Origin of the sequence: Geofilum sp. OHC36d9, assembly GCF_052400685.1 — a bacterium.
GTDB lineage: Bacteria > Bacteroidota > Bacteroidia > Bacteroidales > Marinilabiliaceae > CAZHHH01.
In genome coordinates this window covers 383,997-410,584 of record NZ_JBQTGJ010000002.1, presented here as the reverse complement: position 1 = coordinate 410,584, position 26,588 = coordinate 383,997, and the positions used below count along the sequence as shown (strand labels likewise).

Annotated in this window: 21 protein-coding genes; 6 read left to right on the top strand and 15 right to left on the bottom strand. The window is 42.7% G+C overall.

The annotated features are described in order from the left end of the window. Nucleotides 1–6 precede the first annotated feature (6 nt). From tatA to pdxA, 6 genes are all read left to right on the top strand, one after another. The gene (gene tatA, locus ACT3CD_RS04440) at nucleotides 7–198 is read left to right on the top strand and encodes a twin-arginine translocase TatA/TatE family subunit (protein ID WP_444643323.1); all 192 of its coding nucleotides are present in this window, start codon (nucleotides 7–9) and stop codon (nucleotides 196–198) included. A gap of 93 nt (nucleotides 199–291) precedes the next feature. Further along, complete coding sequence (locus ACT3CD_RS04435; RefSeq protein WP_444643322.1) at nucleotides 292–1,479, top strand: transglycosylase SLT domain-containing protein; 1,188 nt, start codon at nucleotides 292–294, stop codon at nucleotides 1,477–1,479. A gap of 72 nt (nucleotides 1,480–1,551) precedes the next feature. Then, nucleotides 1,552–2,559 (top strand): DUF4837 family protein, encoded by a 1,008-nt coding sequence (locus tag ACT3CD_RS04430; RefSeq protein WP_444643320.1) that lies wholly within the window; start codon nucleotides 1,552–1,554, stop codon nucleotides 2,557–2,559. Then, nucleotides 2,556–2,924: a hypothetical protein gene (locus ACT3CD_RS04425; protein ID WP_444643319.1), complete on the top strand. Its 369-nt coding sequence runs from the start codon at nucleotides 2,556–2,558 to the stop codon at nucleotides 2,922–2,924. The genes ACT3CD_RS04430 and ACT3CD_RS04425 overlap by 4 nt, the downstream gene beginning before the upstream one ends. A 5-nt stretch (nucleotides 2,925–2,929) precedes the next feature. Next, the gene (locus tag ACT3CD_RS04420) at nucleotides 2,930–4,369 is read left to right on the top strand and encodes a leucyl aminopeptidase family protein (protein WP_444643318.1); all 1,440 of its coding nucleotides are present in this window, start codon (nucleotides 2,930–2,932) and stop codon (nucleotides 4,367–4,369) included. A gap of 216 nt (nucleotides 4,370–4,585) precedes the next feature. Further along, on the top strand, nucleotides 4,586–5,647 hold the full coding sequence (gene pdxA / locus ACT3CD_RS04415; protein WP_444643317.1) for a 4-hydroxythreonine-4-phosphate dehydrogenase PdxA: 1,062 nt from the start codon (nucleotides 4,586–4,588) through the stop codon (nucleotides 5,645–5,647). 112 nt (nucleotides 5,648–5,759) lie between these two features. Here pdxA and lpxA read toward each other — a convergent pair whose 3' ends face one another. The 15 genes from lpxA to ACT3CD_RS04340 all read right to left on the bottom strand — a co-directional run bounded on the left by lpxA (nucleotide 5,760) and on the right by ACT3CD_RS04340 (nucleotide 26,558). Further along, on the bottom strand, nucleotides 5,760–6,557 hold the full coding sequence (gene lpxA / locus ACT3CD_RS04410; protein WP_444643315.1) for an acyl-ACP--UDP-N-acetylglucosamine O-acyltransferase: 798 nt from the start codon (nucleotides 6,555–6,557) through the stop codon (nucleotides 5,760–5,762). Between the two features lie 17 nt (nucleotides 6,558–6,574). Continuing rightward, nucleotides 6,575–7,972, bottom strand: a complete 1,398-nt coding sequence (locus ACT3CD_RS04405) for a bifunctional UDP-3-O-[3-hydroxymyristoyl] N-acetylglucosamine deacetylase/3-hydroxyacyl-ACP dehydratase (protein WP_444643313.1) — start codon at nucleotides 7,970–7,972, stop codon at nucleotides 6,575–6,577. 44 nt (nucleotides 7,973–8,016) lie between these two features. Beyond that, nucleotides 8,017–9,042: a UDP-3-O-(3-hydroxymyristoyl)glucosamine N-acyltransferase gene (gene lpxD / locus ACT3CD_RS04400; protein ID WP_444643312.1), complete on the bottom strand. Its 1,026-nt coding sequence runs from the start codon at nucleotides 9,040–9,042 to the stop codon at nucleotides 8,017–8,019. Nucleotides 9,043–9,102: 60 nt separating this feature from the next. Next, the gene (locus ACT3CD_RS04395) at nucleotides 9,103–10,341 is read right to left on the bottom strand and encodes an HD domain-containing protein (protein WP_444643311.1); all 1,239 of its coding nucleotides are present in this window, start codon (nucleotides 10,339–10,341) and stop codon (nucleotides 9,103–9,105) included. Nucleotides 10,342–10,488: 147 nt separating this feature from the next. Then, nucleotides 10,489–11,340, bottom strand: a complete 852-nt coding sequence (locus ACT3CD_RS04390) for an ion transporter (protein WP_444643310.1) — start codon at nucleotides 11,338–11,340, stop codon at nucleotides 10,489–10,491. A gap of 450 nt (nucleotides 11,341–11,790) precedes the next feature. Beyond that, the gene (gene glgP / locus ACT3CD_RS04385) at nucleotides 11,791–16,023 is read right to left on the bottom strand and encodes an alpha-glucan family phosphorylase (protein WP_444643309.1); all 4,233 of its coding nucleotides are present in this window, start codon (nucleotides 16,021–16,023) and stop codon (nucleotides 11,791–11,793) included. Between the two features lie 84 nt (nucleotides 16,024–16,107). Beyond that, nucleotides 16,108–17,451, bottom strand: coding sequence for a glycoside hydrolase family 57 protein (locus ACT3CD_RS04380; RefSeq protein WP_444643308.1), 1,344 nt, complete (start codon nucleotides 17,449–17,451; stop codon nucleotides 16,108–16,110). Between the two features lie 62 nt (nucleotides 17,452–17,513). Then, the gene (locus ACT3CD_RS04375) at nucleotides 17,514–18,815 is read right to left on the bottom strand and encodes a glycosyltransferase family 4 protein (protein ID WP_444643306.1); all 1,302 of its coding nucleotides are present in this window, start codon (nucleotides 18,813–18,815) and stop codon (nucleotides 17,514–17,516) included. Nucleotides 18,816–18,818: 3 nt separating this feature from the next. Then, complete coding sequence (locus ACT3CD_RS04370; protein ID WP_444643304.1) at nucleotides 18,819–20,753, bottom strand: amylo-alpha-1,6-glucosidase; 1,935 nt, start codon at nucleotides 20,751–20,753, stop codon at nucleotides 18,819–18,821. 343 nt (nucleotides 20,754–21,096) lie between these two features. Then, nucleotides 21,097–22,098 (bottom strand): GSCFA domain-containing protein, encoded by a 1,002-nt coding sequence (locus tag ACT3CD_RS04365; RefSeq protein ID WP_444643302.1) that lies wholly within the window; start codon nucleotides 22,096–22,098, stop codon nucleotides 21,097–21,099. Nucleotides 22,099–22,108: 10 nt separating this feature from the next. Continuing rightward, nucleotides 22,109–22,960 carry a lysophospholipase gene (locus ACT3CD_RS04360; protein ID WP_444643300.1) on the bottom strand — a complete coding sequence of 284 codons (852 nt, stop codon included), beginning with the start codon at nucleotides 22,958–22,960 and terminating at the stop codon, nucleotides 22,109–22,111. 290 nt (nucleotides 22,961–23,250) lie between these two features. Beyond that, entirely contained in the window at nucleotides 23,251–24,198 is a 948-nt protein-coding gene (queG, locus tag ACT3CD_RS04355; protein WP_444643298.1) for a tRNA epoxyqueuosine(34) reductase QueG, read from the bottom strand. 184 nt (nucleotides 24,199–24,382) lie between these two features. Further along, nucleotides 24,383–24,700 (bottom strand): SUF system Fe-S cluster assembly protein, encoded by a 318-nt coding sequence (locus ACT3CD_RS04350; protein ID WP_444643296.1) that lies wholly within the window; start codon nucleotides 24,698–24,700, stop codon nucleotides 24,383–24,385. Nucleotides 24,701–24,796: 96 nt separating this feature from the next. After that, a complete protein-coding gene (locus ACT3CD_RS04345; protein ID WP_444643294.1) occupies nucleotides 24,797–25,219 on the bottom strand; it encodes a SufE family protein in 423 nt (140 codons plus the stop codon). A gap of 118 nt (nucleotides 25,220–25,337) precedes the next feature. Beyond that, nucleotides 25,338–26,558 carry an aminotransferase class V-fold PLP-dependent enzyme gene (locus tag ACT3CD_RS04340; RefSeq protein ID WP_444643292.1) on the bottom strand — a complete coding sequence of 407 codons (1,221 nt, stop codon included), beginning with the start codon at nucleotides 26,556–26,558 and terminating at the stop codon, nucleotides 25,338–25,340. Between the last annotated feature and the right edge of the window lie 30 nt (nucleotides 26,559–26,588).

The following is a 26,588-nucleotide window of genomic DNA, read 5'->3' as shown; positions in this document are numbered from 1 at the left end:
AATGTCATGACACATTCCTTTTTCTTTTTGGGCATTCCTGGTGGGTGGGAATGGATTGTTATCATCCTTGTCGTTGTTCTTCTTTTTGGTGGCCGTAAAATACCCGAATTAATGAAGGGCCTGGGTCAGGGAATGAAAGAGTTCAGAAAAGCACGCAATGAAGAGCCCACAAAAGATGATATAGACGAGAAAAAATAGGATCTTCCCTGAACAAACTATTTTGTTTTTGATTGATGCGTTTTTTTGGAAATAATAAAAAGCCCGCTGAGAAGATCACTGGGCTTTTATTTTATGATGATATTTAGAATGCGGCTACACAAATTTTATATCGGCTGGTGTGTGATGACGACGATGTTTTTGTCGGCACAATTGGCTGTGGTGTCGCAACCCCTTAATCGTCAACAAGTGGCTGATGCCATTGAGATGCTTGATCGAAAAACACCGGTTTCGTTGGTTTATAATGATCGCGTTCAGTCCTATATTGACGTTTATACCATTCAACGAAAAGATCATTTGGCCGAAATTATTGGTCGTGCCGAATTATATTTTCCACTGTTTGAAGAATATCTCGATAAGTATGGTTTGCCGCAAGAGTTAAAATATATGGCTGTTGTGGAGTCCGCTTTAGACCCAACGGCGCAGTCTTCCTCCGGGGCCAGAGGGTTGTGGCAGTTTCTTTACCAGGCTTCGCGGTTGTTTAATTTGCGTGTGGATTCGTATGTGGATGAGCGTTGCGATCCTGTTAAATCAACCGATGCCGCCTGTCGTTATTTGAAGTACTTGTACGATAATTTTCAGGATTGGAATTTGGTAATGGCAGCGTACAATGGCGGAATTGCCGTTGTTAATGACGCCATTGAACGAGCAGGGGGTGTCCATGATTTTTGGGCCATCCGGTCGTTTCTGCCAGCGGAGACACAAGGTTATATACCAGCTTTTATTGCGGTGAATTTTGCCATGAATTTTTATATGCATTATGATATTATACCAATAAAACAATCCTTTAATTATGATGATTTGGGTTTCGTTTTTTTGGAGAAGAGTGTGTCTATGCAGCAGTTGTCATCGTTAATAGGTGTGCCGGTTGAAACATTGACGGCTTTAAATCCCTTGTATACCAAACGTTTTATTCCTGTGGTTAAGGAACCAGTTCAGATTGTGATTCCGCGTGATAAGGTCATGCTTTTTCTACGTCATAGAACACTACTTGAGCAGGAAAACCACCCGCCGGTGGCAGTCAAACCCATTGGTTTTACTGGTAATCGTGAAAAAATTATGCACAAGGTTAGGCCTGGAGAGTTTTTTCATAAGGTCGCCATGGAGTACCATGTTAGAGTGGAAGATGTCCAGAAATGGAATAATCTGACAACGCGGCATCTGGAGGCCGGACAATTATTGGTCATCTATCGGGAAAAACAGGGCGTTGAGACTTTTTTGGCAAACGACTGGATTGGGAAAGTGAACCAACAGACAAATTAAGACTTTGTCTTTATTGCTATAAAATACATAAATTTGTATTTCTTCAGTTTCTAATTTAATACCATCAAGCTCATGAAAAAAAATGTATTAATAATCGCTTTGTTCTTGTCTTTGCTGGCAGGAGGATGTAAGGATAAATCCGTGTTGAAACCCAATATCTCTGGTGCTATGGGTGAGGTTTTAATGGTTATGGATGACAAATGGCGTAACAGCCCTGCCGGTGATTCTATCAAAGCTGTTTTGATGCAACCGATGGAAGGGTTACCGCAGATTGAGCCTATTTTTAAACTTTCAATAACCCCGCACCGTGCATTTACCGATAATATTCGTACGTTTCGTAATATCGTTATCACAAATGTGGGCGAGGATGTTCAGGAAGAAGGCGTTCGTTACCGTCAGGGTGATACTTACGCCAAAGGACAGGCCATGGTGCAGATAAATGCTAAAACAGCGGAGCGGTTTATTGAGCTGGTTGACGAAAATCAATATAAAATACTGGCATTTTTGCTAAAAGCTGAACGGCAACGGTCTATTAATTACTACGATAGGTATGAAGATGCCCAGTTGGCCGATAAAGTGGGCAAGCAATGGGGCCTGGATATGATTATTCCGAATATTTTGAAAATTAGAAAGATGACTGATACTTTCACCTGGCTGTCAAATGAAACACCTACTATGAGTCAGGGATTGATGGTTTATTCATTCGACTATCATGGCGAGAATGTGTTGACGAAGGAATATCTTCTTAATAAACGCGATTCGGTGTTACATGTCAATGTTCCCGGTCCCAGTGATGGTTCTTATATGAGCACCGAATATCAGGTGCCCGTAACTTATAAAGTGCTTGAAGTAAATGGCCATTATACAGTTGAAATGCGTGGTTTGTGGAAAGTGGTGGGAGATCTGATGGGAGGCCCGTTTGTGCTGTTTGCCCATCTCGACTATGAAAATTCTAAAGTTATCGTAACTGATTCTTATGTTTATCTGCCCGACGAACCTAAAAAGCGTAATTTTGTTTGGCAAATGGAATCGTTACTCTATACCGTTAAGTTTCCAGGCGATGAAAAGCCCAAGTCATGAGTATTCCTGTTTTTACCCGCGAAGAATTGGCTCAGGCTACACGTCGTGATGAGCTGATACGAGCCACTGCTGCACAAATTATTAAGGATTTCAATAGTTTTAACATAGAGTTGTCTTTTTCAGGAAATGCAGACAGATTTTATGATGAGTTGGTTGTTCAGATGGAACAGCAGGTGGATCGGTTATTGCAGCAAAATAATGCCCTGTTTATGGGGTTATTGTATCGAATTGATATTTCAGAAAGAGATATTTTGCTCTACGAAAGTGAGATGAAGGATTGTTCCTTTGCTCGAGTGATAACGGAACTTATTATACACCGTGAAATAAAAAAGGTGCTGTATCGTGAATATATTAAAAAACAATAGGTGATATGTCGTTTTATATAGATAAAATATCAGATGTTTCGGATGATAAGAGTCTCGTTTTTTTGGTCAATGATTTGACGCAACTAAAGTCTTCTGATTTGTCGGAGGCTGAGGTGGTTTATATTCGCAGGAAAGAGTCCGCCGATAAAAAGAACGGACGTTTTTTTATTAATCGTCTGAATCGGTTGGTGGCTGTTTTAATGCCCGATCAGTCATTGTCTTTAAATGATCGCATCGAATGGCTGCGACGCGAAGGGGCCGCTTTCTGGAATAAATTGAAGGAGGAGGGGCTTAAACAGGTTCAGGTAGTTAATCTCACCGGCCTGCCTCAGTCCGGATTGGCGTTAGCCGAGGGGTTGGTGTTAGGGGCTTATTCGTTTGAAAAATATAAAACGACGACTAAAGAAACGTTGTTTCCTGAGGTTGGGTTATTGGATGAAGCAATATTACCTTCGCAAATTGAGGAGCTTATCAGGGTGTGTGAGGCGGTTTATCTGACCCGTGATTTGGTGAATGAACCGGTGGGAACGCTTAATGCCGTTAAGTTAGGTAGTGAGGTGATGTCGTTGGCCAATCAATATGGTTTCAAAGCGGAGGTTTTTAATAAAGCAAAAATTGAAGCCATGAAAATGGGCGGTTTGATGGCGGTGAATCAGGGTAGCATTGATCCGCCAACTTTTTCAGTATTGGAGTGGCATCCTGATAATGCAGTCAATACAGAGCCTTACGTTTTGGTTGGTAAAGGTGTTGTTTTTGATACAGGTGGCATTAATCTTAAAACACCACCCGGAAGTCTTGATACCATGAAGTGCGACATGGGGGGAGCTGCGGCTGTCATTGGTGCTTTTGTGGCTATTGCTGCCAATAAGCTACCGGTACATGTAGTTGGACTCATCCCGGCGACCGATAACCGTCCCGGCGGAAATGCCATTGTGCCTGGTGATGTGATTAAAATGCACAATGGTACTACAGTAGAAGTGATGAATACAGATGCGGAAGGACGTTTGATATTGGGCGATGCCTTGAGTTTTTCGGCCAACTATAAACCACGTCTGGTGATTGATCTCGCAACTTTAACAGGTAATGCTGCCATTGCTCTGGGTGAGCATGGCACTGTTGGGATGGGAACTGCCGATGATATTACTATGAGAAAGTTGGCAGATGTTGGTAACGAAGTTTGTGAGCGTGTGGTATGGTTTCCTTTTTGGAGCGATTTTGACGATTTAATTAAATCGGAAGTGGCTGATATAAAGAACATAGGCGGGCGTGAAGGGGGTGCTATTACAGCAGGAAAATTCTTGTCGCATTTTGTGGATGCCCCCTGGTTGCATCTCGATATTGCAGGTCCGGCTTTTGTTTTGAATAAAGCCAATTATCGTGGTATTGGTGGTACTGGTGTTGGGGTTCGGTTATTGTATCATTTTTTGAAATCTCAATCGAAATAACAGCTTATTTTTTCTTTTTGTTCGATTGTAGAGTGTGTGTCGTATCTATAGGGCAAAATATCCTAATGGTATAGAATTTTTATGTCTGACGGATTTTCTTGGCGCTGGTAAATTAGAAGCCTCATTTTTTTTAAGAGGGCATTTTAATGTAAATTTGTAAGGAAATTTGAAACAGGAATCTTAAATTCCTGTTTTTTCTGCCTAAAATAGCTGATTATGAGTAATGAAAAAATAAAAGTAGCCATAACGCATGGCGATGTTAACGGCATTGGTTATGAGGTGATTTTTAAGGCCTTTGCCGATCCTCGAATGCTGGAGGTCTGTACTCCTGTGATTTATGGCTCTTCAAAGGTCGCTGCTTATCATCGTAAAGCCCTTAATTTGCCGGCCATTAATCTGAACAGTATTAAATCGGGGGTGGAAGCGCATCCGCGACGCATCAATATTGTAAATTGTGTTGACGATAATGTGCGTGTTGAATTGGGGCGGGCTTCCGAAGGAAGCGGACTGGCAGCTTTTCAGGCATTGGAACGAGCGGTGGAAGAGTTGAAAAATGGCGGGGTGGATGTGTTGGTTACTGCGCCTATCAATAAGAAGGCGATTCAATCGTCCTCCTTTAATTTCCCCGGTCACACGGAATATTTGGCCAGCTCGTTTAGCGGGACACCACTGATGCTTATGGTGAGTGACTGGCTGCGTATTGGAGTGGTGACAGGTCATGTGCCGGTTAAAGAGATCAGTCAAAATATTAGTCAGGATTTGATTCTTGAAAAGTTACGCATCTTAAATGATACTTTGAAGAATGATTTTGTGATTAGACGACCACGCATTGCTGTGCTGGGGCTTAATCCACATGCCGGCGATGATGGTTTATTGGGCATGGAAGAAAAAGAGGTGATTCAGCCGGCATTGACGGCGGCAAAAGACGAAGGCATCATGGCTTTTGGTCCCTTTCCGGCCGACGGTTTTTTCGCAACTGATGGGGTGCGTAAATTTGATGCCATTCTGGCCATGTACCACGACCAGGGGTTAGTGCCTTTTAAAACGTTGGCTTTTTCTTCCGGGGTGAATTTTACAGCCGGATTACCCATTGTGCGGACTTCGCCTGATCATGGCACGGCATACGAAATTGCCGGGCAGAATAAAGCCGATGAGCAGTCGTTCCTGTCTGCTGTTTATATGGCAATTGATGTGTTTAAGAATCGAAAAATGAACGAGGAGCTTAAGGCGAATCCTATGAATAAGGTCGATTCGGGAGTTCAGGATAGTGATGAGTAAAATTTGGTTTAAATTAGGCTTCTGTTTGAAGTCTCATTTTTTAATGTGACAGCAATCAATTAAAAAGAAAGGGAGTCTTGTAAGACTCCCTTTCTTTTTCTATATAATCGGATTATTCTTCTTCTTTACTTTCGGGATGATACCCTTTTATAATTCCTCGTTGTGAGCTTTTTACAAATAAGATGATTTCATCCCTGTCGTTTGACGCGGGTAACTCAGCTTCTATGCGTTCAATGGCCTTGGAATTATTCATCTTCGACTGGAACAGCATACGATAGCAATTTTGAATATCGCGGATTTGTTCGTTGGTAAAATTACGACGTCGCAGACCGATGGAGTTCACTCCGGCATATGATAATGGATTGCGTCCTGCCTTAATAAAGGGAGGAACATCTTTACTTACCAGCGAACCTCCTGAAATCATGACGTGAGCTCCTACATGTACAAACTGATGTACGGCCGAGGTGCCACCTACAATGGCCCAGTCATCAATGATAACTTCTCCGGCTACCTGTACACTGTTTACCAGTATTACATGATTGCCGATCACACAATCGTGCGCGACGTGCACATAGGCCATCAGCAAACAGTCATTGCCCACTATGGTTTTTCCTTTGGCTTTTGTACCCCTGTTGATGGTTGCAAATTCACGAATGGTGGTGTTGTTTCCTATCTCAACGGTGGTTTCTTCTCCGGCAAATTTTAAGTCTTGCGGAATGGCACCTATTACAGCACCGGGAAATATATTGCAATTTTTACCAATTCGAGTTCCTTCTAATATGGTTGCGTTGGAGCCGATGCGGGTACCTTCTTCAATAACAACGTTTTTGTCGATGGTTACAAATGGTTCAATAACAACATTTGGGGCAATTTTGGCTTCCGGGTGAATGTAAGCTAATGGTTGCTTCATTATTTCTGTGTTAGTCTTTAGTCTTTGTTTTTTGCAATTTGTGCCATGAATTCGCCTTCTACAACAATGGTGTCGCCAACAAATCCCATACCCCTCATATTTGCCACGCCGCGACGTATTTCGGTCATCATTTCAAGTTTGAAAATGACGGTGTCGCCGGGTACCACTTTTTTTCTGAATTTAATATTATCCTGTTTCAGAAAGTAAGTGCTGTAGGTGTGCGGGTCTTCAATTTGACTTAATACAAGTATTCCACCAATCTGAGCCATTGCTTCTACCAACAGAACGCCTGGCATTACGGGCTCTTCAGGGAAATGGCCCACAAAAAAAGGTTCGTTGATGGTTACGTTTTTTACGCCAACAATAGATTTTTCTTTGAGATGGATGATTTTATCTACTAAAAGAAATGGCGGCCGGTGGGGCAGCATGGCGCGAATATCGTTGATATTAAATACAGGTTCTTTATTGGGGTCGTATACGGGTGCGTCAATTTTGAGCTGTCGCTTACGAAGTTCTTTACGAAGCAGTTTGGCAAATTCTGAATTGATTTTATGTCCTGGCTTGTTGGCTATGATGCGCCCTTTTATGGGGCTGCCACAAAGCGTCAGATCGCCTATAACATCAAGTAATTTATGACGGGCCGGTTCATTATTAAAGTGTAATTCCAGATTATTAAGTATTCCTGAAGGCTTCACTTCTACCGACGGTTTGTTAAATAATTTTGACAGCCGGTCGAGTTCGCTTTGTTCCATGGGACGATCTATTATGATGATCGCATTGTCCAGATCACCTCCTTTAATCAGATTGTTTTTTAAGAGAGGTTCCAACTCATGAAGGAAGACAAATGTTCGGCAGGGTGCTATCTCTTTTGCAAATGAATCCAGTGACTCGATAGTCGCAAACTGGTTGGCAAGTTGTAACGAGCGATCGAAGGAAATCATTATTTGGGCGGAGAAACTGTTGTCGGGCAGTGCTATGATGTAACTGCCGGTTTCAGGATCTTCAACCATCATTTTTTCCCGGATCTCGAAATATTCGCGTTCGGCTTTCTGTTCAACAATACCTGCTTTATTGATTGCTTCAATGTAAGGTGCAGCACTGCCATCAAGGATGGGCGCTTCGGGGCCGTCTACGTCAACCAGGCAGTTGTCGATACCCATGCCTGACAGGGCGGCCAGGAGGTGCTCTACGGTGCTTATTTTGGCGTCACCTTCCTGTAGTACAGTTCCTCGTTGGGTAAATACCACATTGTCGGCCAACGCTTTTATAATAGGCTGTCCCTCCAGATCTGTTCTTCTAAATTTGAAACCGTGGTTCTCTTCAGCCGGTTGGAGAGTCATTGTGACATTGACGCCGGTATGCAATCCTGGTCCTTGCAGGGTAAAGGGTTGTGCAATAGTCCTTTGCTTTGTCATATTTTTTTAGTTGAGGCGAAACGGAGACCGTTTCTAAAACTTAGTTATTTTTTTAGTTCTTTTTCGATGTCTGAAATGCGATTACGAAGATCAGGTAAATTGCGGAATACAACATAGGCTTTATTGTAATGCATGGCATCGAACGATGGTGAGCCCATTTGTACGGACCCTTCTTTCGTGATATTTTTTGAAACGCCTGATTGTGCCGCCAGTTTGACGCCGTCGGCAATTTTTAGGTGTCCGGCGATACCAACCTGTCCGCCAAACATAACATGGTTGCCTATTTTGGTGCTTCCGGCGATGCCTGTTTGTGCCGCAAAGACACAGTTCTCGCCTATCTCGACGTTGTGTGCAATCTGTATGAGGTTGTCAAGTTTGGTGCCTTTGTGGATGATGGTAGATCCCATAGTGGCTCTGTCGATGGTGGTGTTGGAACCAATTTCTACATAGTCTTCAAGAATGACATTTCCTATTTGGGGGATTTTTTCATAACGGCCATCGGCGCCAGGCGCAAAACCAAAGCCATCGGCCCCAACAACAACACCAGCATGAACAACACAATTTGAACCAATTTTACAACCCTGATAGATTTTTGCTCCGGCGTAAATTGTGGTGTTGTCGCCAATTGTTACACCGTCACCGATATAGGCCTGCGGATAAATCTGTACATTGTTTCCAATGGTTACTTTTTCGCCGATATAGGCAAAGGCTCCTACATATACAAAATCGCCCAATGAAGCCGATTTGTCGATGAATGAAGGCTGTTCAATTCCAGTTTTCTTTGGTAATGACGCCTGATACATCTGTAATAGTTTTGCCAGCGCGCCATAGGCATCCTCTACACGTATAAGTGTGGCTGAAACCGGATGTTCCGCTTCAAATGTTTGGTTAACTATTACCACTGAGGCCTCAGTGGTATAAATGAAAGGTGTGTATTTGGGGTTGGCCAGAAATGTAAGTGTTTCCGGACGACCATCTTCTATTTTTGACACATCTCTGACTATCGCTTTGGGATTGCCTTCAATAGTACCATGAATGAGTTCGGAAATCTGCTCTGCGGTAAATTCCATTCTGAAAAATTTTGGTGCAAAACTACTAAAATATCTAACTAAAAAAAAGATAAGCGCCTGTTAGCGGATGCTTTTGGGAAAACAGAGAAAATATTTACTCACAGTTTTGCCTAATACCGACAAGTTCAGCATATCTGAAGCTTCCGAAATATCTTTTACCTTGTTGTTTCGGTAAAGGATGTTGATTTTATCGTCGTGCACGCTGTATGCATTATTTGAAATGGTGTCAGCGAATACAAAATAGTTAACCGGTTCATCGTCCGAAAGGTTCAACAGTATTTTGGTTTTAGCCGACATTTTTTCTATTTTCTCATGCGTAAATGAATGATCTTTTATTTGGATGGCTAACAGTTGCCGGTTAATGAGTCCGCTGCATAAGGTTTTAAGAATTTTATCGGGGTGCATGGACCAGGTCTTGAGCGCGCTCATAACGTCGTTATCATCCAGAAGGGCAAAATGGTTGAGAACGGCTTCGTTTTGATGAAAATCATCAATTGTAAATTTTTGCGTTAAGAAAAAGTCCAGATGTGGTGATGTGGCAGGTAATTGATTTTGTCCGGCCATATAGCGCGCCCGCCTGAAAATATTGATGAGCATCCGTTCGGCTACCAGGGCTGTTTTATGAAGATATACCTGCCAGTACATCAGTCGGCGTGCGATGAGAAATTTTTCGATGGAGTAGATGCCTTTGGCTTCAACCGCCAGTTGGTCGTTGTGAATGTTTAGCATTTTGATGATGCGGTCGGAGCTGATGACGCCTTCCGAAACCCCGGTGTAGAAACTGTCGCGCCGTAAATAATCGAGGCGATCCATGTCCAATTGGCTCGAGACCAGTTGGTGCAGGAAGTGTTTGTGGTAGCGGTTGGTAAATATGTCGATTGCCATGGTCAACGCGCCTTTAAATTGTTGGTTCAGGCGTTCCATAAATAGCAGAGATATATCCTCGTGGTGCACGCCCTGAACCAGTGCCGATTCCAAAACATGCGAAAAAGGACCGTGCCCTAAATCGTGCATCAAAATAGCGGCATGAACAGCTTGCGATTCTTCGTCGGTTATGTCATGTCCTTTTTGGCGCAAAGTGTCAACGGCCGCACTCATCAGGTGCATGCAACCTATGGTATGCTGAAAACGGGTATGTGTAGCACCTGGGTAAACTAATGGCGTCATTCCAAGTTGTTTGATCCATCTTAACCGTTGCAGAAAAGGGTGCTCAATGAGGTCAAACAACAGCTCATCGGGGATGGTGATAAACCCATGCACCGGGTCGTTGATGATTTTCTTTTTATTGGTTGTTTTCAATGGTTCGTTAAATTTTTGGGGTTCAGCAAAAGTGGCTGAATCTTATGATAGTAGTGCAAATGTATGATTTTTTGGCGGGAAAGGAGAATTGCGCGTTTCGGTCTTGTTTTTTTGCAATACCTGTTTGTGATTGGTTAAGCAAATGTTTTATTTTTTATTGAGTCGGGCGCCGCAAATGCGGCAAAAATTGGAACCCGGGGCATGATTTGATTCGCCGCATCTGGGACATTTTTGTGGTTCCTCGGGAGGTTGGTTGAAGGTGTGCGACATTTCCACCGAAACAATGCCGGTTGGTATGGCTATGATGCTGTATCCCAATAGCATGATAAATGTTGAAATGAATTTTCCCAAAGCGGTAACCGGAACAATATCGCCATAGCCAACGGTTGTCAGGGTAATAACGGCCCAGTATATGCTCAGCGGGATGCTGTAAAAACCGTTTTCGCCGCCTTCTATAACATACATTATGCTGCCCAGCAGGATAACGAGTATGACAACAAACATCATAAAGATGAGTATTTTGCGGGCACTGCGTTGAAGTGACAGGATGAGCAGACGCCCGGCGCGAAGAAAGTGGTAAAGCCTGAGGATACGGTATATCCGTAACAGCCGGATAGCACGAATCACAGCCAGGGCCTGTGCATCGGGAACGATTAGGCCCAGATAGGTCGGAATGACGGCCAAAAAATCAATGATCCCCAAAAAACTGAAGAGGTATTTTAATGGTTTGGGAGAGCTCACAATTCGAAGGATATATTCTATTGTAAACAGGATGGTAATAATCCATTCGCCCTGACGTAGTGGTTCCCCGTACAACGATTGGTACGATGGAACACTTTCAATCATCACCAGTACAATACTTATCAGAATGACAGATAGAAGGATAATGTCAAATCGTTTGCCCCATGGCGTATCTGCTTTGAAGATAATTTCATAGGTTTTTAGCTTCCAACGATTAAGATTTTTATTGGTCTTTGAATTCATTGTTGCTTCATTCATTTAGTCAAAGATAATAAATGGATATGAGTATCTGTTTGTTTTGGCTAATTGTGGTGTGGCAACTGGTTTTTTGGCAACTGAGAAGTATAGAGCAGAGTCATTAACGGATCTGATTTTGGCGCATAAAAAAAGTACGAACAAAGACATGGTAATATAATGTGGTAAGAATATTAGAACCTAAATAAAGGCAGTATAGTCAGTACATTATGCAAAAGGCGTATACCGAAGCAGGGATAACTTCTTAAAGCCATCACATTTTAAAAATAACAATCAGTTTGTTTTTAAAACCATTGCGATGTTTGTATTTCGTTCAAGTAAAAGTGGGTTAAATCCGTCCAACTAATTTAGGACATTACGCCCTTTTTAATGAAGGAAATAAATTCTGAAAGGGGAAAAAAACATCCCGCAAATCAGTCTGATTTGCGGGATGTTCAGGTTATTACTGTTGCATTAAAGCCATCTTATCAGGTTGAAGTCTTGCCTGTGTGGCAGTAAGTCATTTTTGGGGAACAAACGAATACCAAATTTGAAGACTCCGGGTAGATTTAATTTATAATCGAGTTTGTAAGAGACGATGGAGCCTTCTTTTTTCACTATTTTAAACGGTTCGATGTGAACAATGGGCGGAAATTCATCGTCGTTGGCTTCAGCGATAACAATTTCGAGTCCGAGATCGATACCGGTTAGACGTTTTTGATCGAGTGTGATGTCGATGTAGTAATCTTCCCCAATCCCCAGCTCTTTGACACCAATGTCGGGTATTGAGAGCGACACCACTTCGACGGAATCCCATCCGGCAAGAACCCTTCTTTTCCATGCGGCTATGTCCCGCACCTGGCGGTAGTCGTTGTCGATGAGTCCCTGCAATCGTTCATACATGGGGTCATAAAAGCGCTTCACATAATCATTGATCATTCTGCGGGTTGTGAATTCCGGCGCAATATGTGCGATGGAGTTTTTGATATACCGCACCCAACCGGAGGAAACGCCCGTGTCATTTTTATCGAAATAGAGTGGAATTATTTCATTTTCGAGGATACTGTAAATCGTTGTTGCATCTAAATCATCCTGAAAATCCTGATTTTCGAATGTTCGTTTATCGGTAAGGGCCCAGCCGGCTTCTTCTTTGTAGCCTTCGTACCACCAGCCATCAAGTACGCTGAAATTCAGGACACCATTCATTTCGGCTTTTTCGCCACTGGTACCCGATGCTTCCAAGGGGCGGGTTGGGGTGTTGAGCCATACGTCGACTCCACTGACCAGGCGTTTGGCCAAATCCATGTCATAGTTTTCGAGGAACACAATTTTACCTACAAATTCAGGGCGTCTCGAAATTTCTACAATGTGTTTGATGAGGTCCTGACCTGCGCCGTCGGCCGGATGTGCTTTCCCGGCAAAAATGAATTGAACCGGGTGTTCGGGGTCGTTTACTATTGCATTCAGTCGTTCAAGGTCTTTGAAGAGCAGGTGAGCGCGTTTATAGGTGGCAAACCGTCTGGCAAAACCAATGGTGAGTGCATCTTCGCGTATGGTATCAAGTACTTCCACGATGTGCGAGGGGTCTTCATGGCGTTCAACCATGCCGGTGCCCATACGTTGACGAATGTAGTCTATCAGTTTTCGCTTCAGTTCTTTACGTACATTCCATATTTGATCGTCGGAGACATCGTATATTTTTTCCCATTTCGTGGTGTCAGAAACATCTTGTAAAAAGTTATCCCCGAAAGTGCTTTCATACAATTTACGGAATTCGGATACCGTCCAGGTGCCATAATGCACCCCGTTGGTTACGTATTTAATGAATAGTTCTTCGGGGAAGTAGCCTTTGTAGAGGTGACGGAACATTTTTTTTGTGACTTCGCCATGTAACCAACTAACACCATTTATTTCCTGTGATGTTTTGGCAGCCAGCACACTCATGGAGAATTTTTCGTCAGGCTGTGATTTTTCCCGGCCCAAATCCATGAAATCATTCCATGAAATGTTGAGTCGGTCGGGAAGGTGCCGCATGTAAACTCTGAACAAATCTTCTTCGAATTTGTCGTGACCGGCAGGTACCGGCGTGTGCGTGGTGAACAACGATGAGGCTCTAACCAGCTCCAGGGCTTCGGCGTAGCTATAGCGGGCTTCTACAAAATTTGCCAATCGTTCCACATTGATTAAAGCAGCATGGCCTTCGTTACAGTGGTACAAATCAGGTTTTATATTTAGCTGTGAAAGCAGTCGGACCCCGCCTATGCCGAGTAATATTTCTTGTTTTAAACGGTTTTCCCAGTTGCCTCCATACAGCATATGTGTTATTTCTCTGTCCTGCGGCATGTTATCGGGAATGTCAGTATCCAATAAATACAATGGGATACGTCCAACCTGAGCTTTCCATACAGCAGCCTTCACGTCCCGGCCGGGTAAGTCGAGATGGATTAATAGTTGCATACCGTTTTGGTCTCTGACTTGCTCAAGGGGTAATTTTGAGAATTCCTGTACGTCATAACGCGCGGTCTGTTCGCCGTTTACGGTAAGTGTTTGCCTGAAGTAACCATAGCGGTACATCAAGCCAATGGCAACAATGTTAACCCCTTTATCGCTGGCTTCTTTAAGATAATCGCCGGCCAGAATTCCCAACCCGCCACTAAATATTTTTAGCACATCGCTCAGGCCATATTCCATGCTGAAATAAGCGATAGATGGGCCTTCCAGAAAAGGCGTTTCCATATACCGGGTAAATGTTTCGTTTACCTGTTGCAGTTGTTCCAGAAAAACGTTGTCGTTTTCGAGATCAGAAAGACGTTTATATGATACTTTTTCAAGAAGTTGAACCGGATTTTTGTGAACTTCTCGCCAGATATCCTCATCAATGTATTCAAACAGCTCTACCGCCTGATAATTCCATGCCCACCATAAGTTGCGGGTTAATTTACTCAGCGGTTGCAATTTTTTGGGGAGTTTTGATTTAACCACCAGTTTTTTCCAGGCAGGTGATAAGTCAAAAGCGGGAGTTATTTTGATTTTTTGTTCTTGTTGAATGGCGCTAAAGGTATCGCGTCGTTTATTTACGTCGTTCAATGCAATGTCGTATGAATGATAATAGTTTTGAATAAGATTGTCCCATTCCAGTTTGTCGGCCAGATCGGACGCTTTTTGATGGGCTGTGCTTAGTTTGTCGTCAGGAAGTGCTGCGAAAGATTCAATTATTTTTGCAATGTTTTCGGATACTTCCATGTAATTGCTGTCGTTACGCTGCACCACGGCTACTCCGTCTAAAATGGAAGAGCTATATTGCATGGCCCAGATTCCGAAACCTGCCAGATTGGTTGTAATGGTTGGAATTCCAAAGGCAATACTTTCAAGTGGAGTATATCCCCATGGTTCGTAATAGGATGGAAATACCGTTATGTCCATACCGATGAGTAAATCGTAATATGGAATATTAAAGATGCCGTCGTTTCCATTCAAATAACTGGGCACAAAAATTAATTTGACTTTATCGTTGGCAGAGTTGTTAAGATGGATTTCCTGAAGTTTATTGATAATCGGGTCGTAACCAATGTCGTTTAAACCATGGGTAAGCCATGGGTTGGTCATTTCACCGTCGTATTTGCCTTCTTTAAGCCGGTCGATGAGATCTTTACGTGGCCCATAACTGTTGGCGGGGATCAGTAAAAAACAGATAATTTCACGGTCGTTTTTTTCCTGTTCGTTCACTTGTTTCAGGGCATCCAGCAGTACGTCGATGCCTTTATTGTGATATTCGTACCGGCCACTGTTGCCTACCAGGAGGCTGTTGTTGGGCACCGTATAGCCCAATAAAGCCGATGCAACATTAAGCAGGGCGCTGCGTGCTTTTTCTTTTTTTTCAGGATATTTCTTTTCGTCGGGGACAAAATCATTTTCGAACCCATTGGGGGTTATCACATCTACTTTTCTTTTTAGAAAGTGGGCGCATTCGTTAGCCGTTATATCTGAAACGGTTGTGAAGCAATCGACATTAGCAACGGCCATTCTTTCCAGTGAATGTTTGGCAACAACACCCAGTTCCCGAGCTTTTAGATCGCCATCGTAGTTGGTCATCTGATCGTAAATGGGGAACCCGTTGCCGGCCAGTGATCGGCCAATTGTTGTGGCATGCGTGGTAAATATGGTTCCGATGGGAGGCATTTTATCTTTTAGGTACAAGGCGCCGCTCCCGGTCATCCATTCGTTGAAATGGGCCACTACTTTATCGGATAAATTAAGATAGAATTTGTAAAAGTTTTCGATGACTTTGGCTGAGGCGTAGCCAAATAAAACCGATTCGACATAGTCCCACTGGCCCGAAATACTATCTACTTTAAAAGTTTCCCATAAATAGGATAAAATCTCATTTTTTTGAGGAATAAAAGTGGTAAAGTCAACCAGGATAACTATGGGTTTCCCGGGAATATTCCACCGTCCGGTTTTAATGCGAATGCCTTCATATGAAAGGACGGCTTGCCAGTCGGCAAAAAGTTTGTCGTCCGGTATGAATTCGGGGTTTTTGTGGGGCCCACGCCATACATCGGGGCCGATAAATATCATTTTATCCTTAAACTGTTGGGTCAGGGTATTTGCCTTGCTGGCCAAAACGGTATGAATACCACCCATTTTGTTACAGACCTCCCAACTTACTTCAAAAAGGTAGTCGGGTGTTAAGTAGTTATCATCCATTGTATTAAAATCAAAATAGTTATAAATAGAAACAATTTATTGAGGGTTGAATCAGGCGCATCGTTTTAACGATAAATTAAGTGATTATTTGCGAGATTTAGATTTCGCAGGTATTGTTTGTTTTGCTGAAGTACGTCTTTTCCTGAGTTTTTTTATTTCGTCTTCCAGCTTCTTTATTTTTAAGTCTTTATCCGATAATAGCTCGGTCAGGTTAGCCAATTCGTGATCGAGATCGGTTTTGGGTACTGCTGCATTAAGACGGATTGAAAAGTCGTTGAGTATGTTCATATAGTTAATGAAAGCCTCATAGGGCGTTTCATAGGGATTAAAATACGCATGAACATCGCCATCGGAGAAGTATTTGGTGCTCATGTAATAGAAGTGATCGCTACATTGCAGATAATTCCAGTCTTTTAGTATTTTGGCGTCATTACAAACCGCTATTTTAGGTAGAAGAGAATAAAGTTTACCGAAGGCATCCTGTTGCATTTCATTCCCGAGCCATGCGGTCAGGTCACGTTCTTCGTCGGCCCACGAAATGGGATGAGGAACGTCGATGGCGGCAACGGGTTGGAGAACATCCGCAACTTCTGAAGGCGTTGAAAAACTGAGCTTTTTGGTTTTTAAGGCCTCCTTGGGAATGGCTTCCAGAAATTCAAAAATTCCGGTGTTTTTATCCTGGTGTTCACCAAAAGTTTCATAGTCCATAAACAGGTTGACAACTTCTTCTCGATTATCGGTATTTTTAATCCAGTCAATAAATTTGGTGGCGGTTAGCGGCCATTCACACCAGTCGTGATTTCCAAACCGGAAGGCGATATCATCGCTGAGTTTGTAATTTTTAAGAAGGACTTTTAAACGTGGGTTGATAACATTGCAATAGAGGAAATTTGGGCTTTTCCATCCCAATATGTGTTTTGCGCCTTCGGTGAGAATTGCTTTAAAGCCCATGTCGGCCACCATCTGTCCGATGCGATCGGAATAGATTAATTCGGTGTTACGAAAGACTTTTGGACGTTGCCCAAAATGTTTCTCGATTAAATCGGAATGAGCTTGTACCTGCGATAAAAAGGCAACATTATCTTCGAGAGAGACCAAAGAGTGGGAGTAGGTCTCTGACAAAAATTCAACCATCCCTGTTTTGGCTAAATCCTGAAAGCTTTTTAAAACCTCAGGCGCATACATCAGAAATTGTTCAATAGCCAGTCCTGATATGGAGAATGCAACTTTAAACTGACCTTTATGTTGTTTGAGCATTTTAAGTAACAGGCGATTGGTAGGGAGGTAACAGCGCTCGGCTACTTTTGCCATCACTCGTTCGTTGGTATAGTCATCGTAGTAGTAATGGTCGTTACCGATATCAAAAAAACGGTAACGACGAAGCCGGAATGGTTGGTGTACCTGAAAATAGAAACATATAGTCTTCATAATGCGGATGTTTTGTCGGTTTTACTGGCTTTGTCCCAGTTAATATTAATGGTGCCTGTTGGCTAATGAATGGCCATTTTTTGTAATGCCTGATCGTAAATTTTTTTGACATGGAGTGCTGAATTTTCCCATTTAAGATTTTCCACTTCTGTTTTTCCATGGTTGACGAACATACGTGCCATGCCCGGGTAGTTAAGTATCCCGTAAATAGCGTCAGCCATGGCATCCACATCCCAAAAGTTGGTTTTTATGGCATAGGTTAATATTTCAGCTACGCCTGATTGATGCGAAATGAGAACAGGTACATTGCTTTGCATGGCTTCAAGCGGACTGATGCCAAAGGGTTCCGATACCGATGGCATGACGTATAAGTCGCTCATGGCCAGCATTTCGAATACTTCTTCGCCACGTAAAAAACCGGTAAAATGAAATTTGTGTGTAATTTTGAGTTGTGCGGCCCGTCGAATCATCTTTTCCATCATATCGCCGCTACCTGCCATCACGAAACGAACATTGTCCATTTTTTGAATAACGCGATGTGCTGCTTCAATAAAATATTCAGGGCCTTTTTGCATGGTAATGCGTCCCAGAAAGGTGACGATTTTTTCGTTGACCCCTTTTTTTAATTTTTGTTTGTTTATTTCGTCCAAAGGTTCAACGGCGTTATAAACCGTGACAACTTTGTCGGGCGAAATACCATATTTTTCAATAACAATGTTGCGGGTTAAATTACTGACGGTAATGACCCTGTCGGCTGCTTCCAGTCCGCGTTTTTCAATTTCATAGACGGCTGGATTGACGCTTCCGCCACTGCGGTCGAAATCGGTGGCATGTACATGAACTATCAGTGGTTTGCCGGAGGCTTCTTTGGCTGCAATGCCGGCAGGATAGGTTAGCCAGTCGTGGGCATGTATTATGTCGAAGTCGTTATCCTGTGCAATGAGGTTGGCCACTATCGCATAGTCGCGTATTTCCTGCATGAGGTTGGCTCCGTATTTTCCGGAGAAATTAACTTTCCCGTTTTCATTTACATTAAGTAATTCCGTTTGATTTTGTGAGGAGGTACGGGTGTGCTTCCAAAATTCTTCCTGGTCAAGATAGGGAATAAGTCTTGAGTGAACTTCAATATAGTTGAGTGTTTTTTGAAAATGTCGGTATCTGAGGGTTCTTTTTTTAATTTTGATATTGTTGGCTCCTACCAGATTCATTTTCGACAGGTCTTCGTCGCCGTAGGCTTTGGGCACAACAAATGTAACCTCCAAACCAGGGATGTGTGATAACCCTCTGGTGAGTCCGTAGCAGGCTGTTCCTAAGCCTCCTGATATATGAGGTGGAAATTCCCACCCGAACATTAGCACCCTCATAGCTTAACTGTATTTATCGATGATTTTTATTATACGAATGACTGCGGCCACATTCCAGGCCATACTTACGGCGCCTTTTCCCTGGTGAGGCGGGTTTCCGTTGAAGTATTCAGATATGGTGCTGAGACAGTGATTGCCCATTTCCTGTTCAAAACCGTCGAGCATTCTTTTGATTAATGTCACGCCATTTTCTTTATAAATCGACAAGTAGCCTTCGGCAAAGAAGGCGGCCAGCCAGGGGTAAACCGAACCCTGATGCAGTGCCTTGTCGCGTTGGTTTTGAGGGCCTTCCACCAGTCCCTGATAAAATGGGGAAGATGGCGAAAGTGTTCGCAGGCCCCTGGGGGTCAGTAATTCTTTTTTTATGACATCGATAATTCTTTTCCGTTGTTCAATGTCAAGCGGTGAATTGGGTAGTGCAACTGCCAATATCTGGTTGGGCCGGATACTGGCGTCTTTATAATCGCCATCAACATAGTCAAAAAGGTAGCTGCCCTGTTCATTCCAGAATTTTTCGACGAAAGCCGTCTTTATTTTTTCAATGAGAGCGGATAGCTTTAAGGAATCCTTTTGTTGTTGTTCACAATGCTCTTTATAAAATACCAGAGCGTTATACCAGAGTGCGTTGATTTCAACCACATACCCGGGCCGCTGGGTTACCGGCTGTCCGTCTACAATGGCGTCCATCCAGGTCATGGGGATTCCGTCCATTTTGGTCCATAACAGACCCGAATCGTCAATGGATATAGGGCCGTTTTTTAGCCTGAGTATATATTCAATGATTTCTTCCATGGCGTCGCCGTATCGTGCACAAATATTCATGGAAGGAAACATTGTTTTTACTTCCTGAAGGGTGTAAAACAGCCATAGTGGTACATCAATATTTTTGATGCAAGGACGAAGTCCGGCTTCACTTTCGGCCAGGTAAATATGGCGTATGTCTTTAACAGCCTGATCGAGGATGTTTAGATATGGCTCCTTGTCTTCCTGATAGGTCATGAGGCCAGGAAGTGCCACCAACGTATCACGTAAGCGTTCGTTGTACCAATGAAAGCCGGCTGTTAGGCGATAGCTTTTGCCGTGTTTCTGGATGAATTGTTGAGCTGAATTCAATAAATTGTGCAACAATGTGTCACGTGGAATTCTTTTATTGTGTTCGCGGGTAAATTTGGCTTTTAAACCAGCGGGTTTTGCCTCAGTTGTGGAAGCCGAAAAAATGATGGATTCCCCTTTTTTAATTGCCATTTCAAAATAGCCGGGAACAAACAGGTCTTCTTTGTAAGGATAGCCTCTGTGTTGTTCCTTGATGTATTCAATATTGCGATACCAATCGGGCACATGAACAAATTCATTTTCTTTGTTAATCTGCATGTGCAAATAGGGAAAGCCCTGGTACATTTTTATTTTGACGCCATTGGGCAGCGCCTCACAGCGAGTGTTGGCCATCATATTTTGGCGTGTCAGATCGTGTACATTCCGAAAAGCCAGAAATGGTTTAAAACGTATTTGAGTGTCGGAGTGTGCTTCCTCAAGTGTCACTCGCAGGAGGACTTGTTCCTGTGTCTCAGACATGAGTAATTCCGTTGATAACACCATTCCGCCTACACGGTAAACTCTTTTGGGAGTGGTGTCCATGTCGATTTCTGTGAGATACTTATGCCCTTTGGGTTCATAATGATTACCCTGGAATTTGTGGATGCCCAGATTGAATATTTGTTGATGTTGTACCAGCGAGATGTCCAGAGATGAGAGCAATACAAAGTGTCCGCCATCGAAATGCTCAATGGGACAGACTAACATGCCGTGATATTTTCGGGTGTTGCAACCCGTGACCGTGGTGCTGGAGTATGAGCCAGCTCTGTTGGTCCTCAACATTTCGCGGTAAAGCGAATATTCCAGATTGACAAGTTGAGATTTGTTGAGGTTTAAATATGCCATAATCAGAATTTATGAAAATAGTCAGGCTTCGACGATCCTAAACCGGTTAAATTGATGGTGTCATTTCATTGGCGACGACTTGTCCCTAATTTATCCATTTTATTGCAGCCGGTTTTGATTTTTCGTCAATGATTTTAATGGTTTAAATTAGGCATATCTGGCACAAAAGACAAGCAAATGCCGTAAAATAATCTTATTTATGAAAAATATAAAGTCCTAAAAAACTTAAGGACTGTTAAATTTAGAGAACAAACAAGTGAATGCCTCTAAATTAAAGGCATTCAGGCTTTTGTAAAATTTGTTAAGGGCTGTAATAAAAGTAGTAATAACTTTAATAACTGCATTACGACAGAAGATTGAGCTGGGTTTGGAACCACTCTTTATCATTTTCGAGTAAAGCTTCCGGGTAGCGTTGAGAGAGAGAGTTGGTGGCCTCAAGGGCCTTAAAAAGGAAATCGCGGTAAGCCGGTGTGTTGACATTCGAGGGCCGATGATGACGTGCTTTGGCAATTTTTTCCGCTTCCAGAGCAAACGACCGGGCGTCGTTTGTCAGGTACGTCTCGGAGAAGCGTTTCCAGATGTATTTTATCGCCGTGTCAGATGGATGGGTCATTCCTGCATCATAAAACCGGTAGTCGCGTAATTCGTCCATCATGATTTCGTAAGCCGGGAAGTACGATACATTTTCAAACAGAGCGGTGAGTCTGTCAACAGCCAGTAGCAATGTGGATTTACTTAATTGGTTGCCATTGGCACCATCTTTAAGATGCCGGATAGGACTTACCGATAAAATAATGTTGATTTTTGGATTGAGCCATCTGAGGCTAATTATTGATTCTTTTAATTCGGTTGTTATTTCATCGATGTTAAGTCGATAGCGGTTAAATGTTTGTGACGGAAATTTGTGGCAATTAGCGACGATTCGGCCTATTTCTTTGTGTTCATAAACCATGGCTGTGCCTAGGGTAATGACAATGAAGCGGCATTTTTGTATAAATTGATGAGCCCGGTTAGTGGCTTCATTAATCAGTCGCCCCGTTTCTGCAGCTTCAGGTTGGCTGAAACGGCCGTGATGCATGAAGCTGTGCCACAAATCGTTTAAAAAGAACAGTTCATTTTCGTTGATGGGGGTATTGGCAAGTATTTGTTTGAGTGATGTGGCTATAGAAAAGGGATTGTACAAAACACCATGCGGGTTTATAAGCACAGGGAATCGGTTTGCGGCCATGATGTTGCCAATGTTTTCGGCAAAACAGGATCCCATAAATAAGACGCCGGAATTGACAGAAATTGAGGCATCCGCTTTTTTTATTGTTACGGAGGTGCGAAAATCATCGGTGGCCATGCGTTAAGTATTAGGCTTGTTTTTGGTTTTTTATTTGCTCAATGAATTTAACTATTTCATTAAAGACCGATTCGGCAACCGGTTCGTGGTGTAATTCGTGCAGGGCACCCTGATACCCAACAAATCGGGCCAAAGGCGCATTAAACTCGGCGAATTGCTGCGTGGCCTCTGGTGAGGTGATTGGGTCGGCCAGTCCGTGAAGTAGTAACAGTGGTATTTCTGTTTTTTGTTTGAAAGCCATTAATTTTTGTGAGCTGTTTATTAATTCGTTAAACAGACGTACTGATATTCGGCTGTGCATTAAGGGGTCAATGTCTGTTTCTTTCTGTATATCTGAACTGTGGGTCATTTGAGAGGAACGGATGCCGGTTGAGAACGTTATTGATGGGCTGATATGATTGAGCCATCTTGCTATTTTTCGGACTAACGGTGATGGTGGTTTTACCAGTTCCAGCCAGGGTGATGTGATTATGGCACCGTCAAAATCATGTCGTCGTTTTATCAGATAACTTAGAACCAGATTTCCGCCCATGCTGTGGCCATAGATAAAATTGGGAATTTCGGACCAATTGCGTTTGCAACGGCGTACCAAAGTGTTGATGTCATCGTGCAATTCATTGAGACTGTTAACCACGCCGCGTGCACCTTCGGATTCTCCATGTCCACGATAATCGAGCGCGTAAACCATAATTCCCTGCGCGCAAAATTTGCGTGCCCAACTGTCATATCTGTCTGAGTGTTCGCCTACGCCATGAACCAGACAAACGGTAGCAGTGGGAAACCCGTTGGCTTTCCAGAATTTACCTTTTAAAACGGTTCCGTCTGCTGAAACCAGATTAAATATTTGATGGTTTACACCCATTTTAGTTACTAGTAATTTTATTTTAATATAGTGCTTGTAGGAATAGTTCAATTTTTGCGTTATGCATGCCCTTAAAATGGTCATTAACCATAGTAACCTAATTTTTCCGGACTTCCCAGGGCCTGAATTTCAAGCCTTGAATTTGCCCATTTTTCATCAAGCACTTAATTTTTTTTGTTAATACTATATACAAAGATATTGTTTTGTCCGGAAAAGAAAAGAAAATGTTGGTTTAAGTGAAGTGTCTTGCTGTCAGTTGAATAGTTGTTTGGAGTCTCTTTTTTTACTTTTTATTTGTTTCTGTTTAAAACAAAAGCGAGGTTTCGTTGCAGACCGCTGAGTTTGGCTCTTTTTACAGGGGAGCCTTTAAAAATTTTTGAAAATTTTTCCTGAGTGAGGGTTTGCCAGTCAGATGCTTGCATGGCCTTTAATTGGGGTGATGGTGCGAAGGCTTTTTCTGTGTTTGGTTGTGCTTTCCTATTCCATGGGCACACATCCTGACAGATGTCGCAGCCAAAGGCCCACCCATCCATTTTTTCGCGGAATTCCTCCGGTATTATAGCGTCTTTATTTTCGATGGTGAGATAGGATATGCAGCGGTTAGCATCGACAGTGCGACCGGGTAATATGGCTTGCGTCGGGCAGGCATCAATACATCTGGAGCAGCCTCCACAGGCATCATTCATACGATGAGAGGCGTATGGTAATTCCAGGTTTGTTACCACCTCGCCGATGAAGACGAAAGAACCAAGTTTGCGGTTAATCAGCAGGCTGTGTTTGCCAATCCAGCCCAGACCGGCCCTGACAGCCAGCGAACGCTCCAAAAGTGGTGCTGAATCAACAAAAAACCGGCCTTGTAATTCCGGGTCTATTTCTTCTTGTATATAATTAAAGAGACTTGATAATTTGGCGCGTATTACTTCATGATAATCCTGACCATAGGCATATTTGGCTAATTTTGGGGGCTGGTGGGAGAGTGTTGTGTGGTCTGGATAGTAATTTTTTAGTACGGTGATGACCGATTTAGCGCCCTCAACCAATTTTGATGGATTTACACGTTTGTCAAAATGGTTACTCATATATTGCATGCCAGCATGATAGCCGTTATCGAGCCATTGTTGAAGATGTGCTTTTTCCTCGCTTAACTCTTCAGCCGGTGAAAAACCAATATCATCAAAGCCCAGACGCAGTGCTTCGTCTTTTATTAGTCGGGCAATATGTTCTTTAACCAGTTGCATGATTGATTAATTGTTGGGGAACCGTATTTTCAGAGGACTGTTCTTTGCGATCCTGCAAGGAAATACCATTTTTTTTGTTGCTCTCGCTTTCAAATAAGAAAGCTTCAAAAATGAAGTTTTCTTATTTTTTACAAGCTTTTTCGGGTAAGTACTAAGTCTTGATTTTTTTTGGTGTGCTCGTTTTTTACAGTAATCCCAGTTCAAGCAAGGCCTCGTCTGAAAGCATATCGCGATCCCATGGCGGGTCGAAGGTCATATTTACCTCAACATTTGTAATGCCGGGTAAGTCAGATACAGTGTCGTGAACTTCCTGTGGTAATGATTCAGCCACCGGGCAGTTGGGTGACGTTAGTGTCATCAGTATCCGTACCCGTCCGTCTTCTTCTACATCTACTTCGTAAATGAGACCCAAGTCGTATATATTTACTGGTATTTCGGGGTCATAAACGGTTTTAAGTGCGTTTATAACATCCATTTCCATATTAAGAATGTTGTTGTCCATTTTTATGAAAGATATTTTAGATGTTAGACTAAAAGGAACTGTTTTTTAGGGCTGTGTAATGATCTCGACGCCTTTGTCTAAAAGTCTGTCATTTGTTTATCCCAATTTACTTTTAAAGGCAACAGCGTAAATACGAATTTGTTTCATCATGGCTACCAGTCCGTTGGATCGGGTAGGAGACAGATGTTCTTTCAGCCCAATTTTTTCGACGAAGTAAAGTTCGTTATTCAGAATTTCATCCGGCGTACGATTATCAACCACCCGTAACAGAAGTGAAACAATGCCTTTTACAATGATGGCATCGCTGTCGGCAATGAACCGGATTTTGTCGCCTTCCAGCCAGGCGTAAATCCATACTTTTGACTGGCATCCTTCTATGAGATTCTGTTCCTTTCGGTGTTCTTCCGTAAAATTGTTTAATTCGTTGCCAGCTTCAATTAGCAGCGAATATTTATCCATCCAATCTTCAATAAATGAAAATTCTTCAATGATTTCGTCTTGTACTTGATTAATGGTCATTTTTAATGATTTGATTTTGTCTCCGATAACGGTCGGGTTTGCTTTTTTTATCGTTGAACTTATGAGTGTTTGAAGTTTGTTTGTAATGAAAGTGTTACTGTTTTTCAATTTCGAGGGCTTAGCCAAAGAGCTGTTTTACTTTAAGCAGACCTGCATGAAGTGCGTCAATTTCCTCTCGCGTGTTGTACATTGCAAATGAAGCTCTCACTGTTCCAGGTATTTGAAAATGATCCATGAGCGGTTCTGCACAGTGATGTCCTGTGCGAACTGCGATACCCATTTTGTCGAGCAAGGTGCCGGTATCAAACGGGTGAATTCCTTTTAGTAAAAATGAGATGAGGCTGGTGTGATGCGTTGCTGTACCATAAAATATCAGATCTTCAATGGATGCTAATTTTTCTTTGGCATAGTTAAAAACATCTTCCTCGTGGGCTTGAATTTGTTGATTCCCAATTTTTTGTATATAATCAATGGCCGCTCCTAATCCTATGGCAGCAACGTAGTTTGGCGTGCCAGGCTCAAATTTATAGGGTAAGTCATTGTACGTTGTTTTTTCGAATGTTACTTTTTTAATCATTTCGCCACCACCATGAATTGGTTGCATCTTGTTCAGCCATTTGCTTTTTCCGTATAGTACTCCAATCCCGGTGGGGCCATATATTTTATGTCCTGAGAAGACATAAAAATCACAGTCCAGTTGTTGAACATCAATTGTCAGGTGCTGAATAGCCTGAGCCCCGTCGACCATCACAGGTATGTCTTTTTGATGGGCGGCTGCAATGATGCTTTCCACAGGATTGATCGTCCCTAATACGTTACTAATGTGGGTGATGGCTATCAGTTTTACTTTTGGGGTGAGCAACTTCCTAAATTCGCTCATGTTGAGTGACCCGTCATCCAAAATGGGAATGACTTTGAGGACTATCTGGTGTCTGTCTTGAAGGATTTGCCAGGGCACAATATTGGAATGATGCTCCATCCCCGATACCAGTATTTCATCCCCTGCGTTCAGGAAAGTAGCCCCAAACGACTCAGCAATGATGTTGACCGAGTCAGTGGATCCATGGGTGAAAATTATCTCTTCTGTTTTTTCGGCATGGATAAACGAAGCCACTTTTGTTCGTGCGTTCTCAAACGCTTCGGTACAAATGTTACTAAGAGTGTGTACACCCCTATGTATATTGCTGTTGTAATTATAATAGACATCATTCATGGCTTCCACTACCTGTGTTGGAGTTTGGGTGGTAGCAGCATTGTCTAAATAAACCAAAGGCCGCCCGTTAACCGAGCGGCTTAATATTGGAAAATCTTTACGTATTGTTTCTATGGGGTAGCTCATTTGCTGTAAAATTTTTCAGCCGATGAGGGT

What these genes read in the sequence shown, in the direction of transcription:
- ACT3CD_RS04380 (WP_444643308.1), bottom strand. Translation starts at nt 17,451, where the DNA reads ATGAAGACTATATGTTTCTATTTTCAGGTACACCAACCATTCCGGCTT.
- glgP (WP_444643309.1), bottom strand. Translation starts at nt 16,023, where the DNA reads ATGGATGATAACTACTTAACACCCGACTACCTTTTTGAAGTAAGTTGG.
- queG (WP_444643298.1), bottom strand. Translation starts at nt 24,198, where the DNA reads ATGCAACTGGTTAAAGAACATATTGCCCGACTAATAAAAGACGAAGCA.
- lpxA (WP_444643315.1), bottom strand. Translation starts at nt 6,557, where the DNA reads ATGAAGCAACCATTAGCTTACATTCACCCGGAAGCCAAAATTGCCCCA.
- ACT3CD_RS04435 (WP_444643322.1), top strand. Translation starts at nt 292, where the DNA reads ATGATGATATTTAGAATGCGGCTACACAAATTTTATATCGGCTGGTGT.
- pdxA (WP_444643317.1), top strand. Translation starts at nt 4,586, where the DNA reads ATGAGTAATGAAAAAATAAAAGTAGCCATAACGCATGGCGATGTTAAC.
- ACT3CD_RS04370 (WP_444643304.1), bottom strand. Translation starts at nt 20,753, where the DNA reads ATGGCATATTTAAACCTCAACAAATCTCAACTTGTCAATCTGGAATAT.
- ACT3CD_RS04345 (WP_444643294.1), bottom strand. Translation starts at nt 25,219, where the DNA reads ATGACCATTAATCAAGTACAAGACGAAATCATTGAAGAATTTTCATTT.
- ACT3CD_RS04425 (WP_444643319.1), top strand. Translation starts at nt 2,556, where the DNA reads ATGAGTATTCCTGTTTTTACCCGCGAAGAATTGGCTCAGGCTACACGT.
- tatA (WP_444643323.1), top strand. Translation starts at nt 7, where the DNA reads ATGACACATTCCTTTTTCTTTTTGGGCATTCCTGGTGGGTGGGAATGG.
- ACT3CD_RS04340 (WP_444643292.1), bottom strand. Translation starts at nt 26,558, where the DNA reads ATGAGCTACCCCATAGAAACAATACGTAAAGATTTTCCAATATTAAGC.
- ACT3CD_RS04350 (WP_444643296.1), bottom strand. Translation starts at nt 24,700, where the DNA reads ATGGACAACAACATTCTTAATATGGAAATGGATGTTATAAACGCACTT.
- ACT3CD_RS04365 (WP_444643302.1), bottom strand. Translation starts at nt 22,098, where the DNA reads ATGGCCACCGATGATTTTCGCACCTCCGTAACAATAAAAAAAGCGGAT.
- ACT3CD_RS04360 (WP_444643300.1), bottom strand. Translation starts at nt 22,960, where the DNA reads ATGGGTGTAAACCATCAAATATTTAATCTGGTTTCAGCAGACGGAACC.
- lpxD (WP_444643312.1), bottom strand. Translation starts at nt 9,042, where the DNA reads ATGGAATTTACCGCAGAGCAGATTTCCGAACTCATTCATGGTACTATT.
- ACT3CD_RS04430 (WP_444643320.1), top strand. Translation starts at nt 1,552, where the DNA reads ATGAAAAAAAATGTATTAATAATCGCTTTGTTCTTGTCTTTGCTGGCA.
- ACT3CD_RS04375 (WP_444643306.1), bottom strand. Translation starts at nt 18,815, where the DNA reads ATGAGGGTGCTAATGTTCGGGTGGGAATTTCCACCTCATATATCAGGA.
- ACT3CD_RS04405 (WP_444643313.1), bottom strand. Translation starts at nt 7,972, where the DNA reads ATGACAAAGCAAAGGACTATTGCACAACCCTTTACCCTGCAAGGACCA.
- ACT3CD_RS04390 (WP_444643310.1), bottom strand. Translation starts at nt 11,340, where the DNA reads ATGAATGAAGCAACAATGAATTCAAAGACCAATAAAAATCTTAATCGT.
- ACT3CD_RS04420 (WP_444643318.1), top strand. Translation starts at nt 2,930, where the DNA reads ATGTCGTTTTATATAGATAAAATATCAGATGTTTCGGATGATAAGAGT.